Origin of the sequence: Pseudomonas sp. TWP3-2, from assembly GCF_049897765.1 — a bacterium.
GTDB lineage: Bacteria > Pseudomonadota > Gammaproteobacteria > Pseudomonadales > Pseudomonadaceae > Aquipseudomonas.
In genome coordinates this window covers 383,249-406,265 of the sequence record NZ_JAFCWW010000004.1, presented here as the reverse complement: position 1 = coordinate 406,265, position 23,017 = coordinate 383,249, and the positions used below count along the sequence as shown (strand labels likewise).

Here is a 23,017-nt window from a genome sequence, read left to right as displayed (position 1 = left end):
TGTACCTTTGCAACTTCTGTTTAGGCAGGCTTGAACGCGATGCCAAACGCGTATCAAGCCTGTAAAGGTGTAAACGATGTCCCCGGTCTAATGTGTAAAGGATGTGCCGGTCTCTACAGGTGAGGGCAGCATTCTCACTGACACAACACCAAGGCCCAGTTACCATCCCGGCATCTTTTATGGGAACCCAATGAAATGACCGAAGACACCATCAAACGCCGGGCTCGCGGTCTGGATCGGGCGTTCGATATCCTCGATTTCCTCAAGGAGATCGGCCAGCCGCTGCGCCCGAACGACATCGCCAACGGCATCGGCAGTCCAAAATCCACGGTTTATGAACTGGTCGCCTCGCTGCTGGAGCGACGGATTCTGGAGCCGGTGGGAAAGGACGGCCACGTCTATCTCGGTCGCCAGCTGTATTTCCTTGGTCAAGCGCATTTGCGCCATTTCGACCTCAGCCGTGAGGCCGATCACGCCTTGCAGGAGATTGTCAGCCAGACCCGCGAAACCGCGCAGATGTGCCTGCTCAACGGGCGCAAATACACGGTGGCGTTGATGAAGGAGGGCGAGCGGCATTTCCGCATTTCTTCCGATATCGGCGAGAACGCACCGATCCCGTGGACGGCGTCCGGGCGCCTGCTGCTGGCGCATCTGAGCGACCAGCAGATCATCGACCTGATCGACCCTGACGACTTCATCTTGCCCGATGGCGAACGCCTGCCGCTGGACACGTTTCTGCAGGAAATCCGTCAGGCCGGCATCGACGGTTTTTTCTCCTTCGATAGCGTCGCCGACACCTTTACCCATTGCTTCGCGGCCCCGGTCAAAGACCCGAGCGGCGTGGCGATCTGCACCTTGTGCATCGTCGCCCCGCGCGCCGATGCCAAAACCCATTACGAAAACTATCGCCGGGTTCTGATCGAGAGCGCCAACAGCCTCGCCCGGCGGATCAACGAATAACCGCGCCGCTTGCCGGCGCGACTGTGAGGAGTTCGACCATGACGACTGCCAACAACCCCGCTGCCGTGAACAAGGGCGATGCCGCAATCGGCGCGCACCTGGTCCGCGACGTCAGCCTGCCGGCGCTGGTGCTGCACCGCGAAGCCCTGGAGCACAACATCCGCTGGATGCAGAAATTCGTCAGCGACAGCGGCGCCGAGCTCGCGCCCCATGGCAAAACCAGCATGACTCCGGCGCTGTTCCACCGCCAGCTCGACGCCGGTGCATGGGGCATCACTCTCGCCAGCGCCACGCAGACTCAGGCCGCATACGCCCACGGTGTGCGCCGGGTATTGATGGCCAACCAATTGGTCGGAACGCCGAACATGGCGCTGATTGCCGACCTGCTGGCAGACCCGACCTTCGACTTCTATTGCATGGTCGATCACCCGGACAACGTTGCGGACTTGGGTGTCTATTTCGCCTCCCGCGGCGTTCGTTTGAACGTGATGATTGAATACGGCGTAGTTGGCGGCCGTTGCGGTTGCCGCAGCGAACAGGAAGTCATCGAACTGGCCAAGGCGATTGACGCGCAACCGGCGCTGGCGCTGACCGGGATTGAAGGTTACGAAGGTGTGATCCACGGTGATCATGCGGTCAGCGGTATTCGTGAATTCGCTGCCTCGCTGGTGCGTCTGGCGGTGCAGTTGCAGGACAGCGGCGCGTTTGCGATTGGCAAGCCGATCATCACTGCGTCGGGTTCGGCGTGGTACGACTTGATCGCCGAATCCTTCGAAGCGCAGAACGCTGGCGGGCGTTTCCTCAGTGTGTTGCGTCCGGGCAGTTACGTGGCGCATGACCACGGCATCTACAAAGAAGCGCAGTGCTGCGTGCTCGACCGTCGCAGTGATTTGCACGAAGGCCTGCGTCCAGCGCTGGAAGTCTGGGCGCATGTGCAGTCATTGCCGGAGCCGGGTTTTGCAGTGATCGCGTTAGGCAAACGCGATGTGGCCTATGACGCCGGTCTGCCGGTGCCGTTGCTGCGCTACAAAGCTGGCGTGCTACCGGCGGTGGGTGAGGATGTCGGCGCGTGCAAAGTCACGGCGGTGATGGATCAGCATGCGTTCATGAGCGTGGCGCCGGGTGTTGAACTGCGGGTCGGCGACATCATTTCCTTCGGCACTTCGCACCCGTGCCTGACCTTTGACAAGTGGCGCACAGGTTTGCTGGTGGATGAGCAACTGGCAGTGATCGAAAGCATGGAAACCTGCTTCTAAGGATCACCACCGTGGCGCCTTCATCGCTGGCAAGCCAGCTCCCACAGGATCACCGTTGTCCATGTGGGAGCTGGCTTGCCAGCGATGAGGCCGGAACGTTCAGCCAAGAATCAACAGAGACACTGCCTCAATGAACACTCTCAGCACTCTGGGGCCGAACGCCCCGCGCATCGCCCTGATCGGCGAATGCATGATCGAACTGCAGCAACGTGCCGACGGCAGTCTGCAACAGAGCTTCGGCGGTGACACGTTGAACACTGCGGTTTACCTGGCGCGCGCCATGGGCGACAAGGCAGAGGTGGATTACGTGACGGCGTTGGGCGACGACAGCTTCAGCGACGCCATGTGCCGCATCTGGGCCGACGAAGGTATCGGCCTGGACTTGGTGCAGCGCTTGCCCGGGCGTTTGCCGGGTCTGTATTGCATTCAGACTGACGCCGCCGGTGAGCGGCGTTTTCTGTACTGGCGCAACGAAGCCGCCGTGCGCGATTGCTTCACCACGCCGGCCGCCGCGCCGATTCTGGCGGCGTTGCCGGATTACGACGTACTGTATTTCAGCGGCATCACTCTGGCGGTGCTGGGTGCGCAGGGCCGCGAGAAACTGATCGAGACTTTGGTCGAGGCCCGCCAGCGTGACGCGCGCATCGTCTTCGACAACAACTTCCGGCCACGCCTGTGGGCTTCGCCGGAGGAAGCGCGGGCGGCCTATCGCAGCGTTTTGCCGCATGTCGATCTGGCGTTGTTGACGCTGGAGGATGAGCAGGCGCTGTTTCATTTCTCCAGTTGCGAGGCGGTGTTCGACGCCTACGCGCAGATCGGCACGCCGGAAGTGGTGCTCAAGCGTGGCGCCGAGGCGTGTTTGATTCGTTGTGGCGGGGAGTCTTACGAGGTGCCGGCGCAGAAAGTCGAGAAGGTCGTCGACACCACGGCGGCGGGAGATTCATTCAGTGCGGCGTATCTGGCGCGGCGGTTACTGGGGGGCAGTCCTGTCGAAGCAGCAGAGGCTGGGCACTTGCTCGCGAGCCAAGTCATTCAGGTTTCCGGAGCACTGATCCCCAGATAACTCCTGGATGGCCGCTTGCTGCGCAATCGGATCGCGGGCAAGCCCGCTCCCACAGGGATCGCATGCACAGCAGAACCCTGTGGGAGCGGGCTTGCCCGCGATGAGGCCCTGGAGCCAAGTGATCAATCGCGGTAAAACACCTGCACCAGGTGGTAACCGAATTTGCTTTTGATCGGCCCATGCACGGTGCGCAGCGGCTTTTTGAAGATCACCGCATCGATCGCGCCGACCATCTGCCCCGGTCGCACTTCACCCAGATCACCGCCGCGCTTACCGGACGGGCAGGTCGAGAATTTCTTGGCCAGCACATCAAAGGCTTCGCCCTTGGCGATGCGTTGTTTGAGCTGTTCGGCCTCTTCGGCGGTTTTCACCAGAATGTGGCGGGCTTGGGCTTTCATCGTGCAATACCTGTAGCGGGGTGACGGCGGGGCGCGGATTATGCCTCAAGTCACGGTGTCTGGTTGAGCATCGTGCGGATCTTGCCCGCCAGCAGCTCGATGGCAAACGGTTTGGCGACCATGTCCATGCCGTCCTCGAGAAAGCCCTGACGCTCGGCGGCTTTGTGCGCATAACCGGTCATGAACAAGACCTTGAGGCCCGGCCGATGCTGACGGGCAATCTCCGCCAGTTGCCGGCCGTTCATGCCCGGCAGACCGACATCGGTCACCAGCAGATCCACGCGCAGCTCGGATTCGAGGAGCGGCAACGCGCTTTTTGCGTCTTCGGCTTCGTGTGCGCTGTAGCCAAGTTCCTTGAGCAGATCGAGCACCAGCATGCGCACGGCCGGGTCGTCCTCGACTACCAGGACCGTTTCGCCGCTGGCGATGGCAGGCGATTCACTCAGCGTTTCCAGCGCGGGCTGTTCCGGTTCCGATGTGCGCAAACGCGGCAAGTACAGACGCACGCAAGTGCCCTTGCCGGGCAAGCTGTCGAGGCTGACGTGCCCACCGGATTGCTGGGCGAAACCATAAATCATCGACAACCCCAACCCTGTGCCCTGGCCGATAGGCTTGGTGGTGAAAAAAGGATCGAAGGCTTTCGACAGTACCGACGGCGTCATGCCGCTGCCGTTATCGCTGACCGCGAGCATCAAGTAATCGCCAGCCTTGACCGGCTCCAGCGTGGTGATATCGCTGCCATCAAGGTAGACATTCGCCGTCTCGATCACCAGTTCACCGCCATCGGGCATTGCGTCGCGGGCGTTGATAACGAGGTTGAGCAGGGCGTTTTCCAGTTGGCTGACGTCGGTGCTCACAGGCCACAGGTTGTCGGTCAGCTTCAGCGTGAGGGCGATCGGATCACCCTTTGTGCGGCGGATCAGGTCTTCGAGCGAGAGCACCAGCTCGTTGACGTCCAGCGTCTTGCGATCCAGCGATTGCCTGCGCGAGAACGCCAGCAAACGGTGGGTCAGCGCCGCCGCGCGGTTGGCCGATGACACCGCCGCTTCAGTGAAACGGCCAATCTCGTCGGCGCGACCGTTAGCGATGTAGCGCTGCATCAAATCGAGGCTGCCGATGATCCCGGTAAGCATGTTGTTGAAGTCATGCGCGATGCCGCCGGTGAGCTGGCCGACCGCTTCCATTTTCTGCGCATGCCGCAACGCATCCTCGGCGCGCTCGCGTTCGACCATTTCGTTCTGCAAACGCTCGTTGGCCTGCGCCAGTTGCTCGGTACGCGCGCTGACGCGTTCTTCAAGGGTTTCATTGAGGTGACGCAGCGCTTCCTCGGTCTTCTTACGCTCGCTTTCATCGATCACGAAAATATAGAAACCATTCACCGAGCCGTCCGGACCGTGGCGCGGTAGGTAATTCATGAGTGCATGACGCTGGCTGCCATCGCGGTGAGGGGTGTACAGACTGAACGAACAGGGCCGCCCGGCCAATGCTTCGGCAATGTACGGTGCTCGCAGAAAGTAGGCTTCATCGCCGAGCACGTCGCGAATGGTGCGGCCGTAGAGTTCCTGCGGCGTGAGGCCGTACCAGTCGAGGTAAGCGGCGTTGTTCAAGCGAAAGCGCTCTTCGTGGTCGACGTAGCTGATCAGAATCGGCATGGCGTTGATGATTAACTGCAACTCGGTCTGGCTTTGGCGCAGCGCCTGTTCAGTGTGTTTGCGCTCGGTCAGATCCAGCGCCGCACCGAGAAAGCGCGTCGGCCGGCCGTGGTGATCCTTGTAGCAACGACCGCGAGCAAATACCCAGCGCAACTCGCCGTCGGCGCGTAGCAGGCGATATTCCTCGGCGTATTCGGTGCCGTGGGTGATGCAATGTTTGATGCTACGGGCAATCAGCGCGCGGTCTTCGGGGTGCACGCCTTGCAGGTATTCGCTGATCGGCAATTGCTCGGCCAGCGCCGGATCGACACCGTGCAATTGCGCAAAATGCGCGTCGGCAATAAAACGGTCTTCGCCGATGTCCCAATCCCAGGTGCCAACTGCATCAGTGGCGGCCAGCGCCAGTTGCAGGCGTTCTTCGGTTTCGCGCTGGGCCTTGAGGCTGTCGTCGGAGCGCTGCTGGAGTTCGAGGGCGATGCGTCGGCGTTCGTTGGTTTCGATGGCCGTGACCAGAATCCCGGCGACCTGCGCGCGTTCATCGCGGATCGGGCTGTAGGTCAGGTCGAGCCAGAAGTCGGATTCCTGGCCATCGCGTTGCAGGGTAAAGCGCCGTTCGCTGTAGGTGCGCACTTCGCCTTGTAGGACGGCGCTGTAAATCGGGTCAGTAAAGTCTCGAAGTTCTGGCCATATAAGGTTCGCTGGTTGTCCGAAAGCGTACGGATGCTTGCTGCCGGCGAGCAGGGCGAAGCCATTGTTGTAGATCTGTGTCAGCTCCGGCCCCCACAACAACAGCATCGGCATTGGCGAGTGCAGCACGATGTCCACCGCAGTGCGCAGGCTCTGCGGCCAGGTTCCGGCAGCGCCCAGTGGCGTGCGGCTCCAGTCGGTTCGGGCAATCAGTGCCTGGGCGTCGTTGCTGGTGGGTACAGCGTTCATCTAAAAGTCCTGAGCGTCGGTCGGTGAGGCGGCGTCTACTATCCTAGTTCGGTAGACGCTGTTTGGCCCGCTGCGTCACGGCGCGGGTTGTCCCTGATCATTGAAAGCTTCGCAGGTGTTGTTGCCATGGAAATCGATGCACTGCTCAAACAACTGGCGAGCCGTCACGGTTCGGACCTGTTCCTGTCCACCGGCGCGCCGCCCAGTGCGCGATTCGACGGCGTGCTGACGCCGTTGAGCGAGCAGCCATTCAAACCCGGCGAGGTCGCAACCATCGCCACCTCCCTGATGGACGCCGAGCAACGCCGGGAGTTCGACCGGGATCTGGAAATGAACCTGGCGATCTCGCGCGCAGGCATCGGGCGCTTTCGGGTCAATATCTTCAAGCAACGCAACGATGTGTCAATCGTGATCCGCAACGTCAAGCTCGACATTCCGCGTTTTGAAGACCTCAAACTGCCGCCGGTGTTGCTCGAAACGGTAATGCTCAAGCAAGGGTTGATTCTGTTTGTCGGCGCCACCGATTCGGGTAAATCCACTTCACTGGCGGCGCTGATCGATCATCGCAATCGGCACAGCAGCGGGCACATCATCACCATCGAAGATCCGGTGGAATATATCCATCGGCACAAGAAATCGATCATCAACCAGCGCGAAGTCGGCGTCGATACGCGCAGCTTTCATGCAGCGCTGAAAAACACCCTGCGCCAGGCGCCGGATGTGGTGCTGATCGGCGAAATCCGCGACCGCGAGACCATGGAACATGCGTTGTCGTTTGCCGAGACCGGGCATCTGGTGCTATCGACGTTGCACGCCAACAACGCCAATCAGGCGCTGGACCGGATCATTAATTTCTTCCCTGAAGAGCGCCGGCCGCAGCTGCTGCATGCGTTGGGCAATCATCTGAAAGCATTCGTGTCCCAACGCTTGCTGCGCACGCTGGACGGACAACGACGGGCCGCCGTCGAAGTCATGTTGGGGACGCCGACCATTGGTGATTTGATTCGCCGCAATGAGTTGGGTGAACTGAAAAACATTATGGAAAAGTCCCGCGAGTCGGGCATGCAGACTTTTGATGATGCGCTTTACAAGTTAGTTGTCGATGGTGTTATCAGCGAATCTGAAGCGCTTAAATATGCTGACTCAAGCAATAATTTGAAGTTGCGACTGAAGTTGGAAGTCCAGCAAGGCATAGTGTCTGGTCCCACGACAGGGGAGTGGGGGTTGCTCGAATAGTTTGCTGATATTAGAGGTTAGTGCGCTGAAACGTCACCTCATGATTGCATGCTGGAAATAGACTTGGCGAGAAGTAAGATTGCTCCCGCCAAGTTGGCATAAACATTTTGTGAGTTTGATGTAGTGAATATTGAATCGGGAAGAAAGTTTTACAAGTATGCGTCGGCTGATGATGCGCGACAGCGTGTGACGGCGGATGCAAAGGAACGTGAGTTGGTGTTGGCGGAACTAAAAACCTGCTTGAACAAGCAGCCTCCAGAACAGCAGATCCTCGGCTGGGACTACCAGTTCGAGTTGCAGAAACACTCGTCGCTGTATGACATTCACGCGCCAGGTCAAAAGCTGTTGATCGAGTTGATCAGCAGGGTCTCTGTTCGGTCTTTGTTGACTCGGGAGACCCTCAGCGACAGGCCGCCGGTATGCGTAACGCGAACTGGCAAAATGGAAGTTTTAGCTGAGACGAGCTGGCTGGATTTCGTCGCACTCGGGTATCTTGATGACCTGAAAATCGAGAAGAGCTTGATACCCATGCTCACGGATATTGCCACAGCAGCCGGAGGGTACATCTGGTCCGACAATGAAATAATGGTAAATCAATGGCTTGAATTCCACGGTTTCGATGTACCGGAAAACATTGCCCAATTAGAAAATCTGATTGATTATTTCGAGTTTGAATTTCCTGAAGTTGATGGTCTCGGCAACTACTGGGGTCAACTGATCACAGATGATCATGCGTTGATCGTCTTATCTGCAGAACAATGTACTGCGATCAAAAATGTTACGGCTCAGCACGTACCTGGTAATACTCGGCTGTTGGATAATCTATTGCGCGGAACCCGAGTCGGGGTAGCCGTGCATGACAATGCTGCGCAGTTGTTGAAGCAAGTGATCGGCCATCCGCTTGCGCAAAGTCTGGCCAACTCATGCTTGCAGCGACTTGGCTGGTTCGGCGCGCAGACCGGTCAGGTAATGTCGGCGCCGCAACTCGAGCAACTGCTGGTGACGGCCATGTTGCTGGATATCAATCCGTTACTTGGCAAGCATCAGGGCAGAAAGTCGGTTGGCACTTATGAAATGTACTCGCCACGCTATCTGGGTCGGCCTGCGGCAGTAGTTATCGAAGGACTGCGCGCTCACATGGTGGCCAATGCGTGGGTAAATCAAGATGCTGCACCGCTGGCAATTCATTTGTGCCTGGCACAAAACGCCCCTGAGTTTCTCGTCAGGCAGGTTCCCACCTCCCTGATAGTCGGGTCGCTGGAATGGGTCGCCTTCTGCCGCGCCGTGGCTTTGGTCGAAGCTGTCGCGCGCGGAGCCGCCCGGGTGATGACTTATTCGCAGGTCATGGCATATGCGGAGTTGGAACCGGTCAGCCAGGCAATGGCCGATGTGCAGATGCTGGCGTTGATTGATCCGATCGTTGATTGGGCGTTGATCAACAGCGTCGTGACCGAGACCGAACTTCGCCAGGCCGAGCAGGCGACCACACAACGGGCAATTACGGCGTACCAGCACTACGTGGCAAATTTCTCGCAAGTGGGGCATGCCTATGCAACGCCATTACCCGACCGCAAAAGCATCGCGCGCGCCGCTCTGACCCGAGCGGCTCCAGCCTGTGATTTTCTGGAGACTCCGGTGCTGAATCAGCGGCCAGGCCTTTACGCTTCGCCGACGCGGATGTCGTTGGTCGATTTACATATGTCCGGCGACTTGAAAAAACAGGAATGGGACTTCCGTGCGGTCTTCCCCGACAGTAAGGCGCCCGATTTGCTGAGTGACGTAACCGGCACTGGCAGACCGCAGCTTTACGATCCGAAGGTCGCCAGTATCTACACTCGTTATCCGCAACTGCTGCATATGGCCGATAACAATCTCGAATTCAACCGTCAACTGCATAGCTATTTGAATGAATTGAATAGCGCGCTTGCGACCACTATCAAATTGGCCTTGGCACGGTTGTCCCGTTACGACTTGCAAGATGTGTTGCGCGGGCAACTGACCTTTTTCACCGTACGAGATTCAGCGGTCACTACCCGAACCACACCAATAAGTGGACCGCTCATCCGAGTGGAGCACGTAGAGAGTCAGGCCGGCAAAGATGCTGCGACCGGGCGTTTCGGCATTGTCATGTGTGTCGCATATGAGGGCAAAGTAAGCTGCTACGAAATATTCACTTTGCGGGGTGAGATCCATCGCAATGATGAGCTCGGCGCGCTGATCGTCAAAAGCGGGAAACTGAACTCACCCGCCCGAGTGGATTTCAAGGGTGATCTTAAAACCCATGTACCGCCAACACCCACAGAACGCCTGCCGATCAATTTCAAATGTTATGCGGAGGGTGTAGCGAACGATTTCAGCGTCACCACTAGCACAGCGATTATCGAAAAGCTGATCGAATTGCCAGCGCCGGCGACGGCTTCGAAACCCAAGGACAGCGAATTTCAGAACTTCTCAGACCCGCGCATAGAGCAGATTTCGGCGCTGGTTGTTTCGCGTCACCCGCTGATGACGTTCGATCAATTGCAGGCGGCGGCCACGCAGCCTACGGTACTTGAGCGCGAGCGGGCAAAAGGTGAAGTGGTCGGGACTTACATCGTTGATCTGGCCGTGCCGTTCAAGCGATGCATTCAAGACCTGTCCTCCGGTGAACACAACCTTGTGGTCGACGGCATCTACGGTTGCGCCATGGATGCCATTGCGCTGTTGGGCACAGTTGCCGGCGTCGCCAGCAAAACGGCTTCGATTGTGGCCAAAGCTACCAGCATGTCCGCCAAGTTGGGGCATCTGGCGAAACTGGTGATTATCAGCGGAATTTCAATTTTCAATCCTTTGGACGATCTGCCGTCGGTCGTGCGCGGCACGGGCAAGCTAGTCTATAAGGGCGGGCTGCGTCTGAGTCGGCAAACCCAAGAGGTTATCGCGCTGGCGAAAGCACAGATGAGTCATATCAAGGGGACCGGCAAACCCGCGCATCTGGCGAGTGCGGACAACGGCGCCGCGATGGCGCAAGGCACCTGGCAACCGAAACCGACCAGCGCAGACACATTGACCGTGCTGGCCGCGCGCGCAGATTTTCACTGGTATGCGCTTGACCGCACGGGCAAAGCCTGGGGGCCGAAGTTGAGCAACTTCACCTTCAATGCACCGTTCAGGGCGAATCGTTTCCAGAAAACATTACCGGTCAGCTACACCCGGGCTTTCATCGAGAAAAGTCTGCCTGGCGCTAAAGCCAAGATCGAGCAAGCGATCAAGGCCTTCAGTGATCACGACTTCACCAAGGATCGCGACCTCATCATCAAAGCGGTTTTGGGGAGCAACGCCGCGGATGCGACAGATCGGTTGCTGAAATACCTGAAACTGATCCGTACCGATTTCGCCGGTTTGTCTCTGAGCAATCTGCTTCTGGACCCATACAAAGACAACGGCAATATCGCTGCCTTCAATCCGCAGTTGTACCGGCAATGGATCGCCGCCAGTGCCAACGAGCGGCCTAAGGTGATGTTCATGGAGATCTTTACGCGCAATCTGAACGCTCATTTCATCGGACACGGTTACAACCATGGTGTAGTGGCAGATGACCTGATTCACGAGATGCTGCATGGTGCAGCGCAGACCAAAGATGTCAGCTACGCCAGCGATGCAGCAGCAGAAGGGGCTACCGACCAGTCGCTGAACGTGGCGGCGTTGCTCGATCTGGCAAGCGGTCAACTTCAAGTGGCAGAGAGTGGCGCCACGGCGCAATACCATCCGGCAGCCAAAGCCATTGAAAATGCCGACTCGTTGGCGCTGGTCATTTCGCTGCTGGACCAGTATTACACCGACAAATTCGAATTCGAGCGCAACCTCGAAACCATCGAACAGTGCCTCGCGTCCCGTGCTGCCGGTGCGATTAGCGGACCGGTCTTACTCACCTTGAACCGTCCTGAATAATCCGCCTGCATTGCAAAACAGCGCTCCTCTCGCAGGGGCGCTGTCTCAGTGGTTCAGTTCAGGTCGATCGCGAAACTGCTCCAGCGCCTCAGGATTAGCCAGTGCGTCGGTGTTCTTCACCGGTTCACCGTGCACCACATTACGCACCGCCAGTTCCACGATCTTGCCGCTGATGGTGCGCGGAATATCAGTCACCGCAACGATTTTCGCCGGCACATGCCGCGGCGTGGTGTTGGCGCGGATCACCTGGCGAATCTGCTGCTGCAACGCCTCATCCAGCACCACGCCGTCCTTGAGGCGCACGAACAACACCACGCGCACGTCGTCCTGCCACTGTTGGCCGATGGCTACGCTGTCGAGCACTTCAGCGACTTTTTCCACCTGCCGGTAGATTTCCGCTGTGCCGATTCTCACGCCGCCGGGGTTGAGCACTGCATCGGAGCGGCCGTGAATGACCATCCCGCCATGCGCCAGCTCCTCGGCGTAATCGCCCTGCGCCCACACGCCGGGGAACTGGCTGAAATAGGATTTGCGCAGCTTCTCGCCGTCCGGGTCATTCCACAGGCCAACCGGCATCGCCGGGAAATGCCGGGTGCAGACCAGCTCGCCTTTTTCGCCAATCACCGCATGGCCGGCGTCGTTCCATACCGCGACCGCCATGCCCAGGCTCTTGCCCATGTTCTCGCCCCGGCGTACCGGCGACAGCGGATTGCCGTTGACGAAGCAGGAAACAATGTCGGTACCGCCGGACATCGAGGCCAGGCACACGTCCGGTTTGAAGTCGCGATAGACGAAATCGTAGCTCTGTGGCGACAGCGCCGAGCCAGTGCAGAGCAGGGTTTTCAGGCTACTCAAATCATGGCTTTCGCGCGGCTTGAGGCCGTTGCTTTCCAGCGTCGCGAGATACTTGGGACTGGTGCCGAACACACTGATCCGCTCATCCTCGATCAACTCCAGCAGGCGCGCATTATCCGGATGAAACGGCGAGCCGTCATACAGCAGCACCGCGCTGCCGACCGCCAGCGCCGAGACCAGCCAGTTCCACATCATCCAGCCGCAGGTGGTGTAGTAGAACAAGCGATCGCCGGGGCCGAGATCGACGTGCAGCCCGTGCTCCTTGACGTGTTGCAGCAACACACCGCCCGTGCTGTGCACGATGCATTTCGGCACACCGGTGGTGCCGCTGGAATACAGCACGTACAGCGGATGAGCGAAGGGCACCGCGACGAAATGCGGCTCGCCGCCGGGTTGATAGAAATCATCCCAAAGCGTGACGTTGGCCTGCGTGCGGTAATCCTCGATGTGGGCCTGCGTTCGCGCGTACGGCACGATGATCAGTTGCTCGAGTGACGGCAGTTGTTCGAGGATTTCGTTGAGCTTTTGGCTTTGGTCGATGTACTTGCCGGCATAGCGGTAACCGGCGCAGGTGATCAGCACCTTCGGTTCGATCTGGCCGAAGCGGTCGATCACACCGTGGGTGCCGAAGTCTGGCGATGAACACGACCAGATCGCGCCAAGGCTGGTGGTCGCGAGCATCGCCACCAAGGTCTGCCAGGTGTTGGGCATGCACGCCGCCACGCGGTCGCCAATGCCGATTCCCGCTGCTTGCAGACTGGCTTGAAAGCCTGAGACTTGTTCGGCCAGTTCGGCCCAGGTCAGCTGTTCGCGCTGACCATTCTCCGCGACTGAGATGACAGCCACGGCATCGTCGCGGCGACGCAGCAGGTGTTCGGCAAAGTTCAGCGTCGCACCGGGGAACCATTCGGCGCTGGGCATTTGTGTGCCTTCGCGCAGTACCGCATCTGGTTGTGTGTGGAAGCGAATATCGAAGAAATCGACGATTGCCTGCCAGAACGCTTCACGCTCGTCGATCGACCATTGGTGCAGGGCAGGGTAGTCGTGCAGATCCAACGAATGGCGCTGATTAACCCAGCGCCGGAACATGTCCATGCGGGACTTGGCGATACGCGTTGCATCGGGTTGCCAGAGAGTGTCGGACATGGTTTGCCTCTTGTTTTATCTTCAGATCCAATCGCGGGCAAGTCGGATCGCCGCATCGCACGCTCCCACAGGTGTCGTGTCGTGCGCAGGTTAAGCGTCAACCTCAATCCTGTGGGAGCGTGGCTTGCCCGCGATGAACGATAACGCGGTCTAGCGGTTGCTCACTGCGCGAGCCAGCCACCATCAATATTCCACGCCGCACCGCGCACCTGACTGCCAGCCTCGCTGCACAAAAACAGCACCAGTTCCCCCAGATGCGCCGGTGTAACGAACTCCAGCGACGGCTGTTTTTCCGCGAGCAAATCATGCTGCGCCTGCTGCGGCTCGACACCCGTGGCAATCCGGTCATCGATCTGCTTCTGCACCAGCGGCGTCAACACCCAGCCAGGGCAGATCGCGTTGCAGGTGACATTGCTGGTGGCGGTTTCCAGGCCGACAACCTTGGTCAAACCGATCACCCCGTGTTTGGCCGCCACATACGCAGCTTTGCCGGTCGAACCGACCTGACCATGCACCGAAGCGATGTTGACGATCCGCCCCCAGCCCTTGCGGCGCATGCCCGGCAAGCTCAGACGCGTGCTGTGAAATACCGAGGACAGGTTGATCGCAATGATCGAATCCCAACGCTCCACCGGAAATTCTTCAACCGCTGCCACATGCTGAATACCGGCGTTGTTCACCAGAATGTCGACGCCGCCGAACTCGCGCTCGGCGTAGGCGATCATCTCGGCAATCTGCGCCGGGTCGCTGACGTCGGCCGGGTGATGCCCGACCTTGCCGCCAAATTGCTCGACTTCGGCAATCACTTTGGACGCATCGCCAAAACCGTTGAGGATCAGATTGGCGCCAGCCTTGGCCAGCGTCAGGGCGATGCCCAACCCGATGCCGCTGGTGGAACCGGTAACCAGCGCGGTCTTGCCTGAAAGAGTCGTCATCAATACCTCACACAATGCCAGTGGCGTAGAAAGTGCCGATCACCACGAAAACCGCCAGGGTCTTGATCAGCGTAATACAGAAAATGTCTTTGTAGGCTTCACGGTGGGTCAGGCCGGTGACCGCGAGCAAGGTGATTACCGCGCCATTGTGCGGCAGGGTGTCCATGCCGCCGCTGGCCATCGCCGCCACTCGGTGCAACACCTCCAGCGGAATATTCGCGGCGTGGGCGGCGCTGATGAACTGCTCGGACATCGCCGCTAGGGCGATGCTCATGCCGCCCGAAGCGGAACCGGTGATGCCCGCCAACAAGGTCACGGTGATCGCTTCGTTGACCAACGGATCGGGGATGCCTTTGAGCCAGTCGGCCAACACCAGAAAACCCGGTAGCGAGGCGATAACCGCGCCGAAACCGTATTCCGATGCAGTATTCATCGCCGCCAGCAGCGCACCGCTGACCGCGCTTTTACTGCCCTCGGCAAGTTTGCTTTTGATCGCATTAAAGCCAAACGCCAACACCATCAAAATGCCGATCAGCAGGGCTGCCTGCACCGCCCAGATCGCCGTTAGTTTGGCGATTTCGGTGGTGACCGGCGTGGCCATGCCCGGCAGCGCCAGGCTGTGGGTCTTGCCGTACCACTGCGGAATCCAGTGGGTGAACAGCAAGTTCATGATGCCCACCGCCAACAGCGGCGACAGCGCCAGCCATGGGTTCGGCAGCTTCAGGTCTTCAGCTGTTTCCGGTTCGTTGCGCAGTTCAGTGCCATAGCCTTCGCCGGCGCGTTGCGCCTTGTTGCGTTGCCGCTGTAGGAACAGCATGCCGGCGCAGAACACGAAGATCGTGCCGATCACCCCCAGCCACGGCGCTGCCCACGCCGTGGTGTTGAAGAAGGTGCTGGGGATGATGTTCTGAATCTGCGGTGTGCCGGGCAGGGCGTCCATGGTGAACGAGAACGCGCCGAGGGCGATGGTCGCCGGGATCAGGCGCTTGGGGATATTGCTCTGGCGGAACATTTCTGCGGCGAACGGATACACCGCAAACACCACCACAAACAGCGATACACCGCCGTAGGTGAGCACGGCGCAGACCAGCACGATCACCAGCATCGCCTGACGCGTGCCGAGCAGGCGAATTGCCGCCGCAACAATCGAACGCGAGAAGCCCGATAGCTCGATCAACTTGCCGAACACGGCGCCAAGCAGGAATACCGGGAAATACAGTTTGATGAAGCCGACCATTTTCTCCATGAACACCCCGGTGAATGCAGGGGCGACGGCGGAGGGGTCCGTTAACAGGACAGCGCCGAGGGCGGCGATCGGGGCAAAAAGGATAACGCTGTAGCCACGGTAGGCCGCGAGCATCAGCAGCGCGAGGGCTGCCAAGGCAATGATCACACTCATGGTGTGTCTCCTGGGATTGTTATTTTTGTGGGTGATGCTTTGCAGGAAGGGACTATTGCGAGATGTGTGCCAACAGTTAAGTGATTGAAATATATGAATATATTTCAATGCGAGGTAATAAATTCGATTTTCTGTCTCAATCTAGAGATTGTTGGTTATGGTCTATCGCCATCGCTAGCAGGCTAGCTCCCACAGTAGAAACGCGTTCTCCCTGTGGGAGCTAGCCTGCTAGCGATGATCGCGAAGCGATCCCGGGGATCTATCTCAATATGGAGATCTAGTCTCTTTATCGAGATTCGGCAATTCCAAGTGCGACCATTTTCTTGTACAACGTCGATCGTCCAAGCCCCAATCGCTCGGCCGCTTCAACGACTTTGCCCCCGCATTGCGCGAGGGTCGCCTCAATCAATTGCCGGTCAAACCGCTCGCGCGCCTGACTGAAGGTTTCGCCTGACAGCGCTTCGGCGGACGCCGTTGACGTCCGCTCAACCGGGGTAAACGTACCAATCGCCGCGCGAATGTCATGCACCGTCAACAGCAAGTCATCACTCAACAGCGCCGCCCGCTCAAGCACGTTGCGTAACTCGCGGATATTCCCCGGCCATGCGTGCTGCCCCAGCAACTCCAGCGCCTCACGATGCAGCTCATGCTGGCTGCGCAATTCCTCAAGAATCGCTTCACTCAATGCCGGCAAATCGTCGAGGCGTGCGCGCAGCGGCGGAACCTGAATCGGCAATACATTCAGGCGATAGTACAAATCCGCCCGAAACTCGCCACGCTTGATCGCCGCTTCCAGATCCGTCGAGGTCGCGGCAATCACCCGCACATCACTCTGAATCACGTCGTTGGAGCCGACCGGTTCGAATTCCTTTTCCTGCAACACGCGCAGCAGTTTGCTCTGCAGCGGCAGCGGCATATCGCCGATCTCATCAAGAAACAACGTGCCGCCCTGAGCAATCTGCAATTTGCCGGTTCGACCCTTACGGTCAGCGCCGGTAAAAGCCCCCGGCGCGGTGCCGAAGAACTCCGCTTCGAGCAGCGCCTCCGGAATGGCTGCGGAGTTAATGCTGACGAAGGCTTTGTGCGCTCGCGGCGAAGCGCTGTGGATCGCTTGCGCCAGCAGTTCTTTGCCGGTGCCGGTCTCGCCGAGCAGCAATACCGGCGATTCGGCGCTGGCACTGCGCCGGGCGCGACGTTTGACTTCGAGGCTGGCGGCGCTGGTGCCGATGAAATGGGCGAAGTTGTATTTGGTCTGCCGGGCGCGGAGCAGCGAGCGGGTCGAAGCCAGCTCCTCCTGCATGCTCAGGTAGCGCTTGAGCATCGGCGACAGCGTGCGCAATTCGTCGAACAGGGCGAAACCGATGGCGCCGATCACGGCGCCGGCGTCGTCGTGGATCGGCAGGCGCATCACCACCAGCGGCTCTTTGGGGGTGTCTTGCATGTCCAGCAAAATCGGCCGGCCAGTGCGCACCACTTCGCGCAGCAGACTGCCGGGGATCACGCTTTCGCAAGGTTTGCCGATGGCGCCCTCGGCGGATGCGAGGCCGAAGCGCCGGGCATAACGCTCGTTCATCCAGACGATGTTCGCGTCACGGTCGACAATCACCGTGCCTTCGCTGGACTGCTCGATGATCTCGAACAGCGAGCGGATCGCCAAGGTGCGGACGCGTTGGTAATCCTTGAGGCTTTCGGTGCTGTTCATCGGACTGAACCCGGATGCGCCGCCGCCAACAGCTCTTTGGTGTACGGATGCTGCGGCGAGTCGAACACATCATGGCTCGCCCCGCGCTCGACCACTTTGCCGTCCTTGATCACGATCATGTCGTGGGCCAAGGCACGCACCACGGCGAGGTCGTGGCTGATGAACAGATAGGTCAAACCGTGTTTTTCCTGCAGATCGCGGAGCAGGGCGACCACTTGTTTCTGTACCGTGCGATCGAGTGCCGAGGTTGGCTCGTCGAGCAGGATCAGCGCCGGTTTCAACACCAATGCGCGGGCGATAGCGATGCGCTGGCGCTGGCCGCCGGAGAATTCATGGGGATAGCGGTGACGGCTGTCGGGGTCGAGGCCGACCTCCTTGAGCACGCGAATCACCTGTGCGTCGCACTCATCAGCGGTGGACTGGCAATGCACCTCCAGCCCTTCGCTGATGATCTGCGCCACCGACATGCGCGGGCTGAGGCTGCCGAACGGGTCCTGAAACACCACCTGCATCTGTCGGCGCCATGGGCGCATCTGCTTCTGATTGAGGCTGTCGAGGGATCCGCCCTGGAAGCGAATGCTGCCTTCTGAGTCGAGCAACCGCAGGATTGCCTGGCCCAGTGTCGACTTGCCTGAACCGGACTCGCCAACGATGCCCAAGGTCTTGCCACGCTGGATGTTCAGGCTGATGCCGTCAACTGCGCGCAGGTATTGCTTGCGCTGAAACAGGCCGCCGCCGACGGTGAAGTCAACCCGCAGGTTTTCGACTTCCAGGACGTTTTCCCGCTCGGCCCGGGTCAGCGCTTCGCCTTCCGGCTCGGCATTGAGCAGCACGCAGCTGTAAGGGTGTTTCGGCTCGGTGAACAGCGTTTCGCAGGGCGCCTGCTCGACGATTTCGCCGGCTTTCATCACGCACACCCGTTGCGCGATGCTGCGCACCAGGTTCAGATCGTGGCTGATCAGCAGCAACGACATGCCGAGCCGCTGTTGCAGGGACTTGAGCAGCAGCAGGATCTTGCGCTGCACGGTGACGTCGAGCGCGGTGGTCGGCTCGTCGGCGATCAGCAGCTCCGGCTCGCAGGCCAGAGCCATGGCGATCATCACCCGCTGGCGCTGGCCGCCGGAGAGTTGATGCGGATACGCCTTGAGCCGCTCTTGCGGTTTCTGAATGCCCACCAGTTCGAGCAATTCGAGGATGCGTTTTTGTGCCTGTTTGCCGCCCAGCCCCCGGTGCAGCAGCAGGGTTTCGCCGATCTGTTTTTCGATGCTGTGCAACGGGTTGAGCGAGGTCATTGGCTCCTGAAAGATCATGGCGATGCGATTGCCGCGCAGCTCGCGCAAGATCTTCGGGTCGGTGCCGACCAGCTCCTGCCCGCGATAGCGAATGCTGCCGGTGGTTTGCGCTTCGCCCTCGGGCAGCAATTGCAGGATCGAATGCGCGGTCACTGATTTGCCAGAGCCGGATTCGCCGACCAGTGCCAGACATTCGCCGGGCCGGATGTCGAGGCACAGATTGCGCACCACAACCTGGCCATGGAAGGCGACGTTGAGGTCACGGATTTCGATCAGGTTGTCAGTCATATGTGCCTGCGCCTCAGGATCGCGGATCAAAGGCATCACGCAACGCCTCGCCGATGAAAACCAGTAAAGAGAGAATCAACGCCAAGGTGAAGAACGCGGTGAGCCCGAGCCACGGCGCTTGCAGATTCTGCTTGCCCTGTCCGATCAGTTCGCCCAGCGAAGCGCTGCCGGCCGGCATGCCGAAACCGAGGAAGTCCAGCGCCGTGAGGGTGGAAATTGCCCCGGTCAGAATGAACGGCAGATAGCTCAGGGTCGCATTCATCGCGTTCGGCAGAATGTGCCGGAAGATCACCTTGCGGTCGGTCAGACCCAATGCCCGCGCTGCTTTGACGTATTCGAGATTGCGCCCGCGCAGGAACTCGGCACGCACCACGTCCACCAGCGCCAGCCAGGAAAACAGCGCCATGATCCCCAGTAGCCACCAGAAGTTCGGCTCGACAAAACCGGAGAGAATGATCAGCAGATACAGCACCGGCAACCCTGACCAGACTTCCAGCAAGCGCTGACCGATCAGATCGACCCAGCCGCCGTAATAACCCTGCAACGCACCGGCGGCAATGCCGATCAGCGCACTGACGAAGGTCAGCATCAGCGCAAACAGAATTGACACCCGCGCACCGAAAATCACCCGCGCCAGCACATCTCGAGCCTGATCGTCGGTGCCCAGCCAGTTGACGGCCGACGGCGGACTCGGCGCCGGTTTGTTCAGTTCGTAGTTCGGCGTGTCATCACTGAACGGGATTGGCGGAAACAGCAGCCAGCCACCGTCCTTGCGAATCAGGTTCTGCACGTAATCGCTGCGGTAGTCGGCCTGAAACGGCAGTTGTCCGCCAAACTCCTGCTCAGTGTGGCGCTTGAATACCGGGAAGTACCAGTCGCCCTGATAGCTGACGATCAACGGTTTATCGTTGGCGATCAACTCACCACCGAGACTTAGCAGGAACAGGCCGATAAACAGCCACAGCGACCACCAGCCCCGGCGGTTTTTCTTGAAGCGTTCGAAGCGGCGGCGGCCCAACGGCGATAGCTTGAACATCAGGCGTTCCTCGCGGCAAAGTCGATGCGCGGGTCGACCAGCGTGTAGCACAGGTCGCCGATGAGTTTTATCAGCAGGCCGAACAGCGTGAAGATGAACAGCGAGCCGAACACCACCGGATAGTCGCGCGATACGGCCGCTTCGTAACTCATGCGTCCGAGGCCGTCGAGGGAGAAGATCACCTCGATCAGCAACGAACCGGCGAAGAACACGCTGATGAATGCCTGAGGAATTCCCGACACAACCAACAGCATCGCGTTGCGGAACACATGACCGTAAAGCACCCTGTTTTCACTGAGGCCTTTGGCCCTCGCCGTGACCACGTACTGACGGGTGATCTCGTTGAGGAACGAGTTTTTCGTGAGGATGGTCAACGTCGCGAATCCGCCGATCACCAGCGCGGTGACCGGCAGCACCAGATGCCAGAAGTAATCGGTGATTTTGCCAAGGGTCGATAATGAATCGAAGTTGTCCGACACCAGCCCGCGCACCGGGAACCAGTTCAGTGAAGTGCCACCGGCGAATACCACGATCAGGAACATCGCAAACAGAAACGCGGGCATCGCGTAGCCGATGATGATCGCGGTGCTGCTCCAGATGTCGAAGTGACTGCCGTGATGCACGGCTTTGCGGATGCCCAGCGGGATCGATATCAGATAAGTAATCAGCGTCGCCCACAATCCAAGGGAAATGGTCACGGGCATTTTTTCAAGGATCAGATCAGTGACCGTGGCGCCGCGAAAGAAACTCTTGCCGAAATCCAGTTGCGCGTAATTCTTGAGCATCAGCCACAGGCGCTCATGCGCCGGTTTGTCGAAGCCGTACTGTTTTTCGATGTCTTTGATCAGTTGCGGGTCGAGGCCACGGCTGGCGCGCGAGGTGCCGCTCATGGTCTCACTGGAACCGCCACCGACATTACTGCCGCCGATACCCTGCAAGTGCGCGATCGCTTGCTCCACCGGACCGCCCGGTGCGGCCTGAATGATCACGAAATTGACCAGCAGAATGATCACCAGCGTCGGAATGATCAGCAGCAGACGTCGCAGTATATAAGCCCACATCAGCGCGGCCCTCCGGGTCTGCCACGGCTGATTTTCTCGGCCGTCATCTGTTGATTGGTCAGCGGCGTGCGGCTGATCTCCCACCAGCTCTCGATGGCCTCGTCATTGCTCGCCTGAACAGTCGGGATGCCAAAGCGGTTCCACCACACCGTCGAGGTGCCCGGCGGGTAATAGTTGGGGATCCAGTAGTAGTTCCATTGCAGCACGCGATCCAGCGCGTGGGCGTAGCGCAGCATGTCGGGCTGGGTCGAGGCGCGGATCAGGCCGTTGATCAAGGTGTCGACCGCGGGGTTCTTCAGCACCATGTAGTTGTTGGCGCCGGGATCGTTGGCCGAGGCTGAACCGAAATAGTTGAGCAACTCGCCACCCGGGGAAGTGGTGACGGGGTAGCCGGTGACGATCATGTCGTAGTCACGGCTCATCAAACGGTTGACGTATTGCGAGGAGTCGATGCGGCGGATGTTGAGGTCGATGCCGATCTGCTTCAGTGTGCGCTTGTACGGCAAGAGCAAGCGATCCATGCCGTTCTGGCTGACCAGAAAGGTGAAGCTCAACGGTTCGCCCTGCGCATTGACCAGTTGATCGCCCTCCGGCTTCCATCCGGCCTGTTCCAGCAGCTCAAGCGCTTGCAACTGCTTGTCGCGAATCACTCCGCTGCCGTCGGTCTTCGGCGCTTCGAAGACTTTATTGAATACCTCATCGGGTATTTGCCCGCGCAGGGGTTCGAGAATTTTCAGTTCGGCAGCGTCCGGCAGTTGCCGCGCGGCGAGGTCGCTGTTGGAAAAATAGCTCTGCTGGCGAATGTACAGGTTGCGCATCATCTGCCGGTTGCTCCACTCGAAGTCCCAGAGCATGGCCAGTGCCTGACGCACGCGCCGATCGGCGAACAGCGGTTTTTGCAGATTGAACACGAAACCTTGCGCCGATTGCGGCGCCTCGGTTGCCAGATGGGCTTTTTGCAGACGCCCGTCACTCAACGCCGGGCTGTCGTAACCGATGGAGTAGCCGGTGGCGGAGAATTCGCGGTTGTAGTCGTAAGCGCCGCCGCGCAATACCTGACGGGCAACGTCGGTGTCGCCGAAGTACTCGATACTGAAGTGATCGAAATTGTACAACCCACGGCTGACCGGCAGATCCTTGCCCCACCAGTCGGCATTGCGCTCGAAGGTGATACTGCGCCCGGAGTCGACCTTGCCGACGCGATACGGGCCGCTGCCCAACGGTGGTTCATAGCCGCCACCACCGGCAAAATCCCGGGTTTTCCACCAGTGTTCGGGAAACACCGGCAGAGTCGCGATGTCTAGCGGCAGGGTACGGTTCTCGTTGCTCTTGAAATCGAAACGCACGGTCAGTGGCGCTTCGACTTCGACGCCTTTGACGTCGGCAAACTGAGTGCGGTAGCGCAGGCTGCCCTGGGTCATCAACAAATCGTAGGTGTAGCGCACATCCTCGGCGGTGATCGGTTTGCCATCGGCGAAGCGCGCCTTGGGATTGATGAAGAAGCGCAGCGACAGACCATCCTCGGAGCGCTCCATCTTCTGCGCGACCAGGCCGTAGACCGTATACGGCTCGTCCTGTGAACGCTGGGCCAGCGGCGAATACAGCATGCCGTCGATCTGGGAGACGCCGATACCTTTGTCTATATAAGGCAGCAGATGGTCGAAATGGCCGATTTCGACGGCCGAGCGGCGCATGGTGCCACCCTTCGGTGCCTGCGCGTTGGTGTAGTCGAAGTGGCTGAAGCCGGCTGGATACTTCGCCGGTTCGCCATAAACGGTCAATGCATGTTGCGGAGCAGCGTCCACACCAGCGGCGCCAAACAGCAGGGCCACGGCAGTGAGCATCAATGTGGGGAAAGCCAGTCGCATTGTC

Annotated in this window: 15 protein-coding genes; 5 read left to right on the top strand and 10 right to left on the bottom strand. The window is 59.4% G+C overall.

Annotation, left to right across the window (positions count from 1 at the left end; all coding sequences use genetic code 11):
• The first annotated feature begins 195 nt into the window (after positions 1-195).
• The 3 genes from ACP7EE_RS09405 to ACP7EE_RS09395 all read left to right on the top strand — a co-directional run bounded on the left by ACP7EE_RS09405 (position 196) and on the right by ACP7EE_RS09395 (position 3,279).
• Positions 196-960, top strand: a complete 765-nt coding sequence (locus ACP7EE_RS09405) for an IclR family transcriptional regulator (RefSeq protein ID WP_426234319.1) — start codon at positions 196-198, stop codon at positions 958-960.
• Between the two features lie 38 nt (positions 961-998).
• The gene (locus ACP7EE_RS09400) at positions 999-2,216 is read left to right on the top strand and encodes an amino acid deaminase (RefSeq protein ID WP_426234318.1); all 1,218 of its coding nucleotides are present in this window, start codon (positions 999-1,001) and stop codon (positions 2,214-2,216) included.
• Positions 2,217-2,346: 130 nt separating this feature from the next.
• Positions 2,347-3,279, top strand: coding sequence for a sugar kinase (locus tag ACP7EE_RS09395; protein WP_426234317.1), 933 nt, complete (start codon positions 2,347-2,349; stop codon positions 3,277-3,279).
• A 122-nt stretch (positions 3,280-3,401) separates the two neighbouring features.
• On the opposite strand, the gene ACP7EE_RS09390 is transcribed toward ACP7EE_RS09395, so the two are convergent.
• Positions 3,402-3,677: a peptidylprolyl isomerase gene (locus tag ACP7EE_RS09390; RefSeq protein ID WP_007912322.1), complete on the bottom strand. Its 276-nt coding sequence runs from the start codon at positions 3,675-3,677 to the stop codon at positions 3,402-3,404.
• 50 nt (positions 3,678-3,727) lie between these two features.
• A complete protein-coding gene (locus tag ACP7EE_RS09385; protein ID WP_426234316.1) occupies positions 3,728-6,265 on the bottom strand; it encodes a PAS domain S-box protein in 2,538 nt (845 codons plus the stop codon).
• Between the two features lie 126 nt (positions 6,266-6,391).
• Here ACP7EE_RS09385 and ACP7EE_RS09380 point away from each other — a divergent pair, with 126 nt between their 5' ends.
• Together ACP7EE_RS09380 and ACP7EE_RS09375 are read left to right on the top strand one after the other, a co-directional pair.
• On the top strand, positions 6,392-7,501 hold the full coding sequence (locus ACP7EE_RS09380; RefSeq protein ID WP_426234315.1) for a PilT/PilU family type 4a pilus ATPase: 1,110 nt from the start codon (positions 6,392-6,394) through the stop codon (positions 7,499-7,501).
• A 123-nt stretch (positions 7,502-7,624) separates the two neighbouring features.
• Entirely contained in the window at positions 7,625-11,431 is a 3,807-nt protein-coding gene (locus ACP7EE_RS09375; RefSeq protein ID WP_426234314.1) for a hypothetical protein, read from the top strand.
• A 45-nt stretch (positions 11,432-11,476) separates the two neighbouring features.
• On the opposite strand, the gene ACP7EE_RS09370 is transcribed toward ACP7EE_RS09375, so the two are convergent.
• The 8 genes from ACP7EE_RS09370 to ACP7EE_RS09335 all read right to left on the bottom strand — a co-directional run bounded on the left by ACP7EE_RS09370 (position 11,477) and on the right by ACP7EE_RS09335 (position 23,013).
• Positions 11,477-13,432, bottom strand: coding sequence for an acetoacetate--CoA ligase (locus ACP7EE_RS09370; protein WP_426234313.1), 1,956 nt, complete (start codon positions 13,430-13,432; stop codon positions 11,477-11,479).
• A gap of 161 nt (positions 13,433-13,593) precedes the next feature.
• The gene (gene hbdH / locus ACP7EE_RS09365; RefSeq protein ID WP_426234312.1) at positions 13,594-14,367 is read right to left on the bottom strand and encodes a 3-hydroxybutyrate dehydrogenase; all 774 of its coding nucleotides are present in this window, start codon (positions 14,365-14,367) and stop codon (positions 13,594-13,596) included.
• Between the two features lie 7 nt (positions 14,368-14,374).
• Positions 14,375-15,766: a GntP family permease gene (locus ACP7EE_RS09360; RefSeq protein ID WP_420649129.1), complete on the bottom strand. Its 1,392-nt coding sequence runs from the start codon at positions 15,764-15,766 to the stop codon at positions 14,375-14,377.
• A gap of 286 nt (positions 15,767-16,052) precedes the next feature.
• Positions 16,053-17,468, bottom strand: a complete 1,416-nt coding sequence (locus tag ACP7EE_RS09355) for a sigma-54 interaction domain-containing protein (RefSeq protein WP_426234311.1) — start codon at positions 17,466-17,468, stop codon at positions 16,053-16,055.
• Positions 17,465-19,048: an ABC transporter ATP-binding protein gene (locus ACP7EE_RS09350; RefSeq protein ID WP_426234310.1), complete on the bottom strand. Its 1,584-nt coding sequence runs from the start codon at positions 19,046-19,048 to the stop codon at positions 17,465-17,467. Before ACP7EE_RS09350 ends, ACP7EE_RS09355 begins: the two co-directional genes overlap by 4 nt.
• Before the next feature lie 13 nt (positions 19,049-19,061).
• Positions 19,062-20,084, bottom strand: coding sequence for an ABC transporter permease (locus ACP7EE_RS09345; RefSeq protein ID WP_426234309.1), 1,023 nt, complete (start codon positions 20,082-20,084; stop codon positions 19,062-19,064).
• Positions 20,084-21,145, bottom strand: a complete 1,062-nt coding sequence (locus ACP7EE_RS09340; RefSeq protein ID WP_426234308.1) for a microcin C ABC transporter permease YejB — start codon at positions 21,143-21,145, stop codon at positions 20,084-20,086. The genes ACP7EE_RS09345 and ACP7EE_RS09340 overlap by 1 nt, the downstream gene beginning before the upstream one ends.
• A complete protein-coding gene (locus ACP7EE_RS09335; protein ID WP_426234307.1) occupies positions 21,145-23,013 on the bottom strand; it encodes an extracellular solute-binding protein in 1,869 nt (622 codons plus the stop codon). The genes ACP7EE_RS09340 and ACP7EE_RS09335 overlap by 1 nt, the downstream gene beginning before the upstream one ends.
• Between the last annotated feature and the right edge of the window lie 4 nt (positions 23,014-23,017).

Coding starts and splice junctions, on each gene's coding strand:
- ACP7EE_RS09390 (WP_007912322.1), bottom strand. CDS start 3,677: ATGAAAGCCCAAGCCCGCCACATTCTGGTGAAAACCGCCGAAGAGGCC.
- ACP7EE_RS09395 (WP_426234317.1), top strand. CDS start 2,347: ATGAACACTCTCAGCACTCTGGGGCCGAACGCCCCGCGCATCGCCCTG.
- ACP7EE_RS09380 (WP_426234315.1), top strand. CDS start 6,392: ATGGAAATCGATGCACTGCTCAAACAACTGGCGAGCCGTCACGGTTCG.
- ACP7EE_RS09355 (WP_426234311.1), bottom strand. CDS start 17,468: ATGAACAGCACCGAAAGCCTCAAGGATTACCAACGCGTCCGCACCTTG.
- ACP7EE_RS09360 (WP_420649129.1), bottom strand. CDS start 15,766: ATGAGTGTGATCATTGCCTTGGCAGCCCTCGCGCTGCTGATGCTCGCG.
- ACP7EE_RS09400 (WP_426234318.1), top strand. CDS start 999: ATGACGACTGCCAACAACCCCGCTGCCGTGAACAAGGGCGATGCCGCA.
- ACP7EE_RS09345 (WP_426234309.1), bottom strand. CDS start 20,084: ATGTTCAAGCTATCGCCGTTGGGCCGCCGCCGCTTCGAACGCTTCAAG.
- ACP7EE_RS09340 (WP_426234308.1), bottom strand. CDS start 21,145: ATGTGGGCTTATATACTGCGACGTCTGCTGCTGATCATTCCGACGCTG.
- ACP7EE_RS09335 (WP_426234307.1), bottom strand. CDS start 23,013: ATGCGACTGGCTTTCCCCACATTGATGCTCACTGCCGTGGCCCTGCTG.
- ACP7EE_RS09370 (WP_426234313.1), bottom strand. CDS start 13,432: ATGTCCGACACTCTCTGGCAACCCGATGCAACGCGTATCGCCAAGTCC.
- hbdH (WP_426234312.1), bottom strand. CDS start 14,367: ATGACGACTCTTTCAGGCAAGACCGCGCTGGTTACCGGTTCCACCAGC.
- ACP7EE_RS09405 (WP_426234319.1), top strand. CDS start 196: ATGACCGAAGACACCATCAAACGCCGGGCTCGCGGTCTGGATCGGGCG.
- ACP7EE_RS09350 (WP_426234310.1), bottom strand. CDS start 19,048: ATGACTGACAACCTGATCGAAATCCGTGACCTCAACGTCGCCTTCCAT.
- ACP7EE_RS09385 (WP_426234316.1), bottom strand. CDS start 6,265: ATGAACGCTGTACCCACCAGCAACGACGCCCAGGCACTGATTGCCCGA.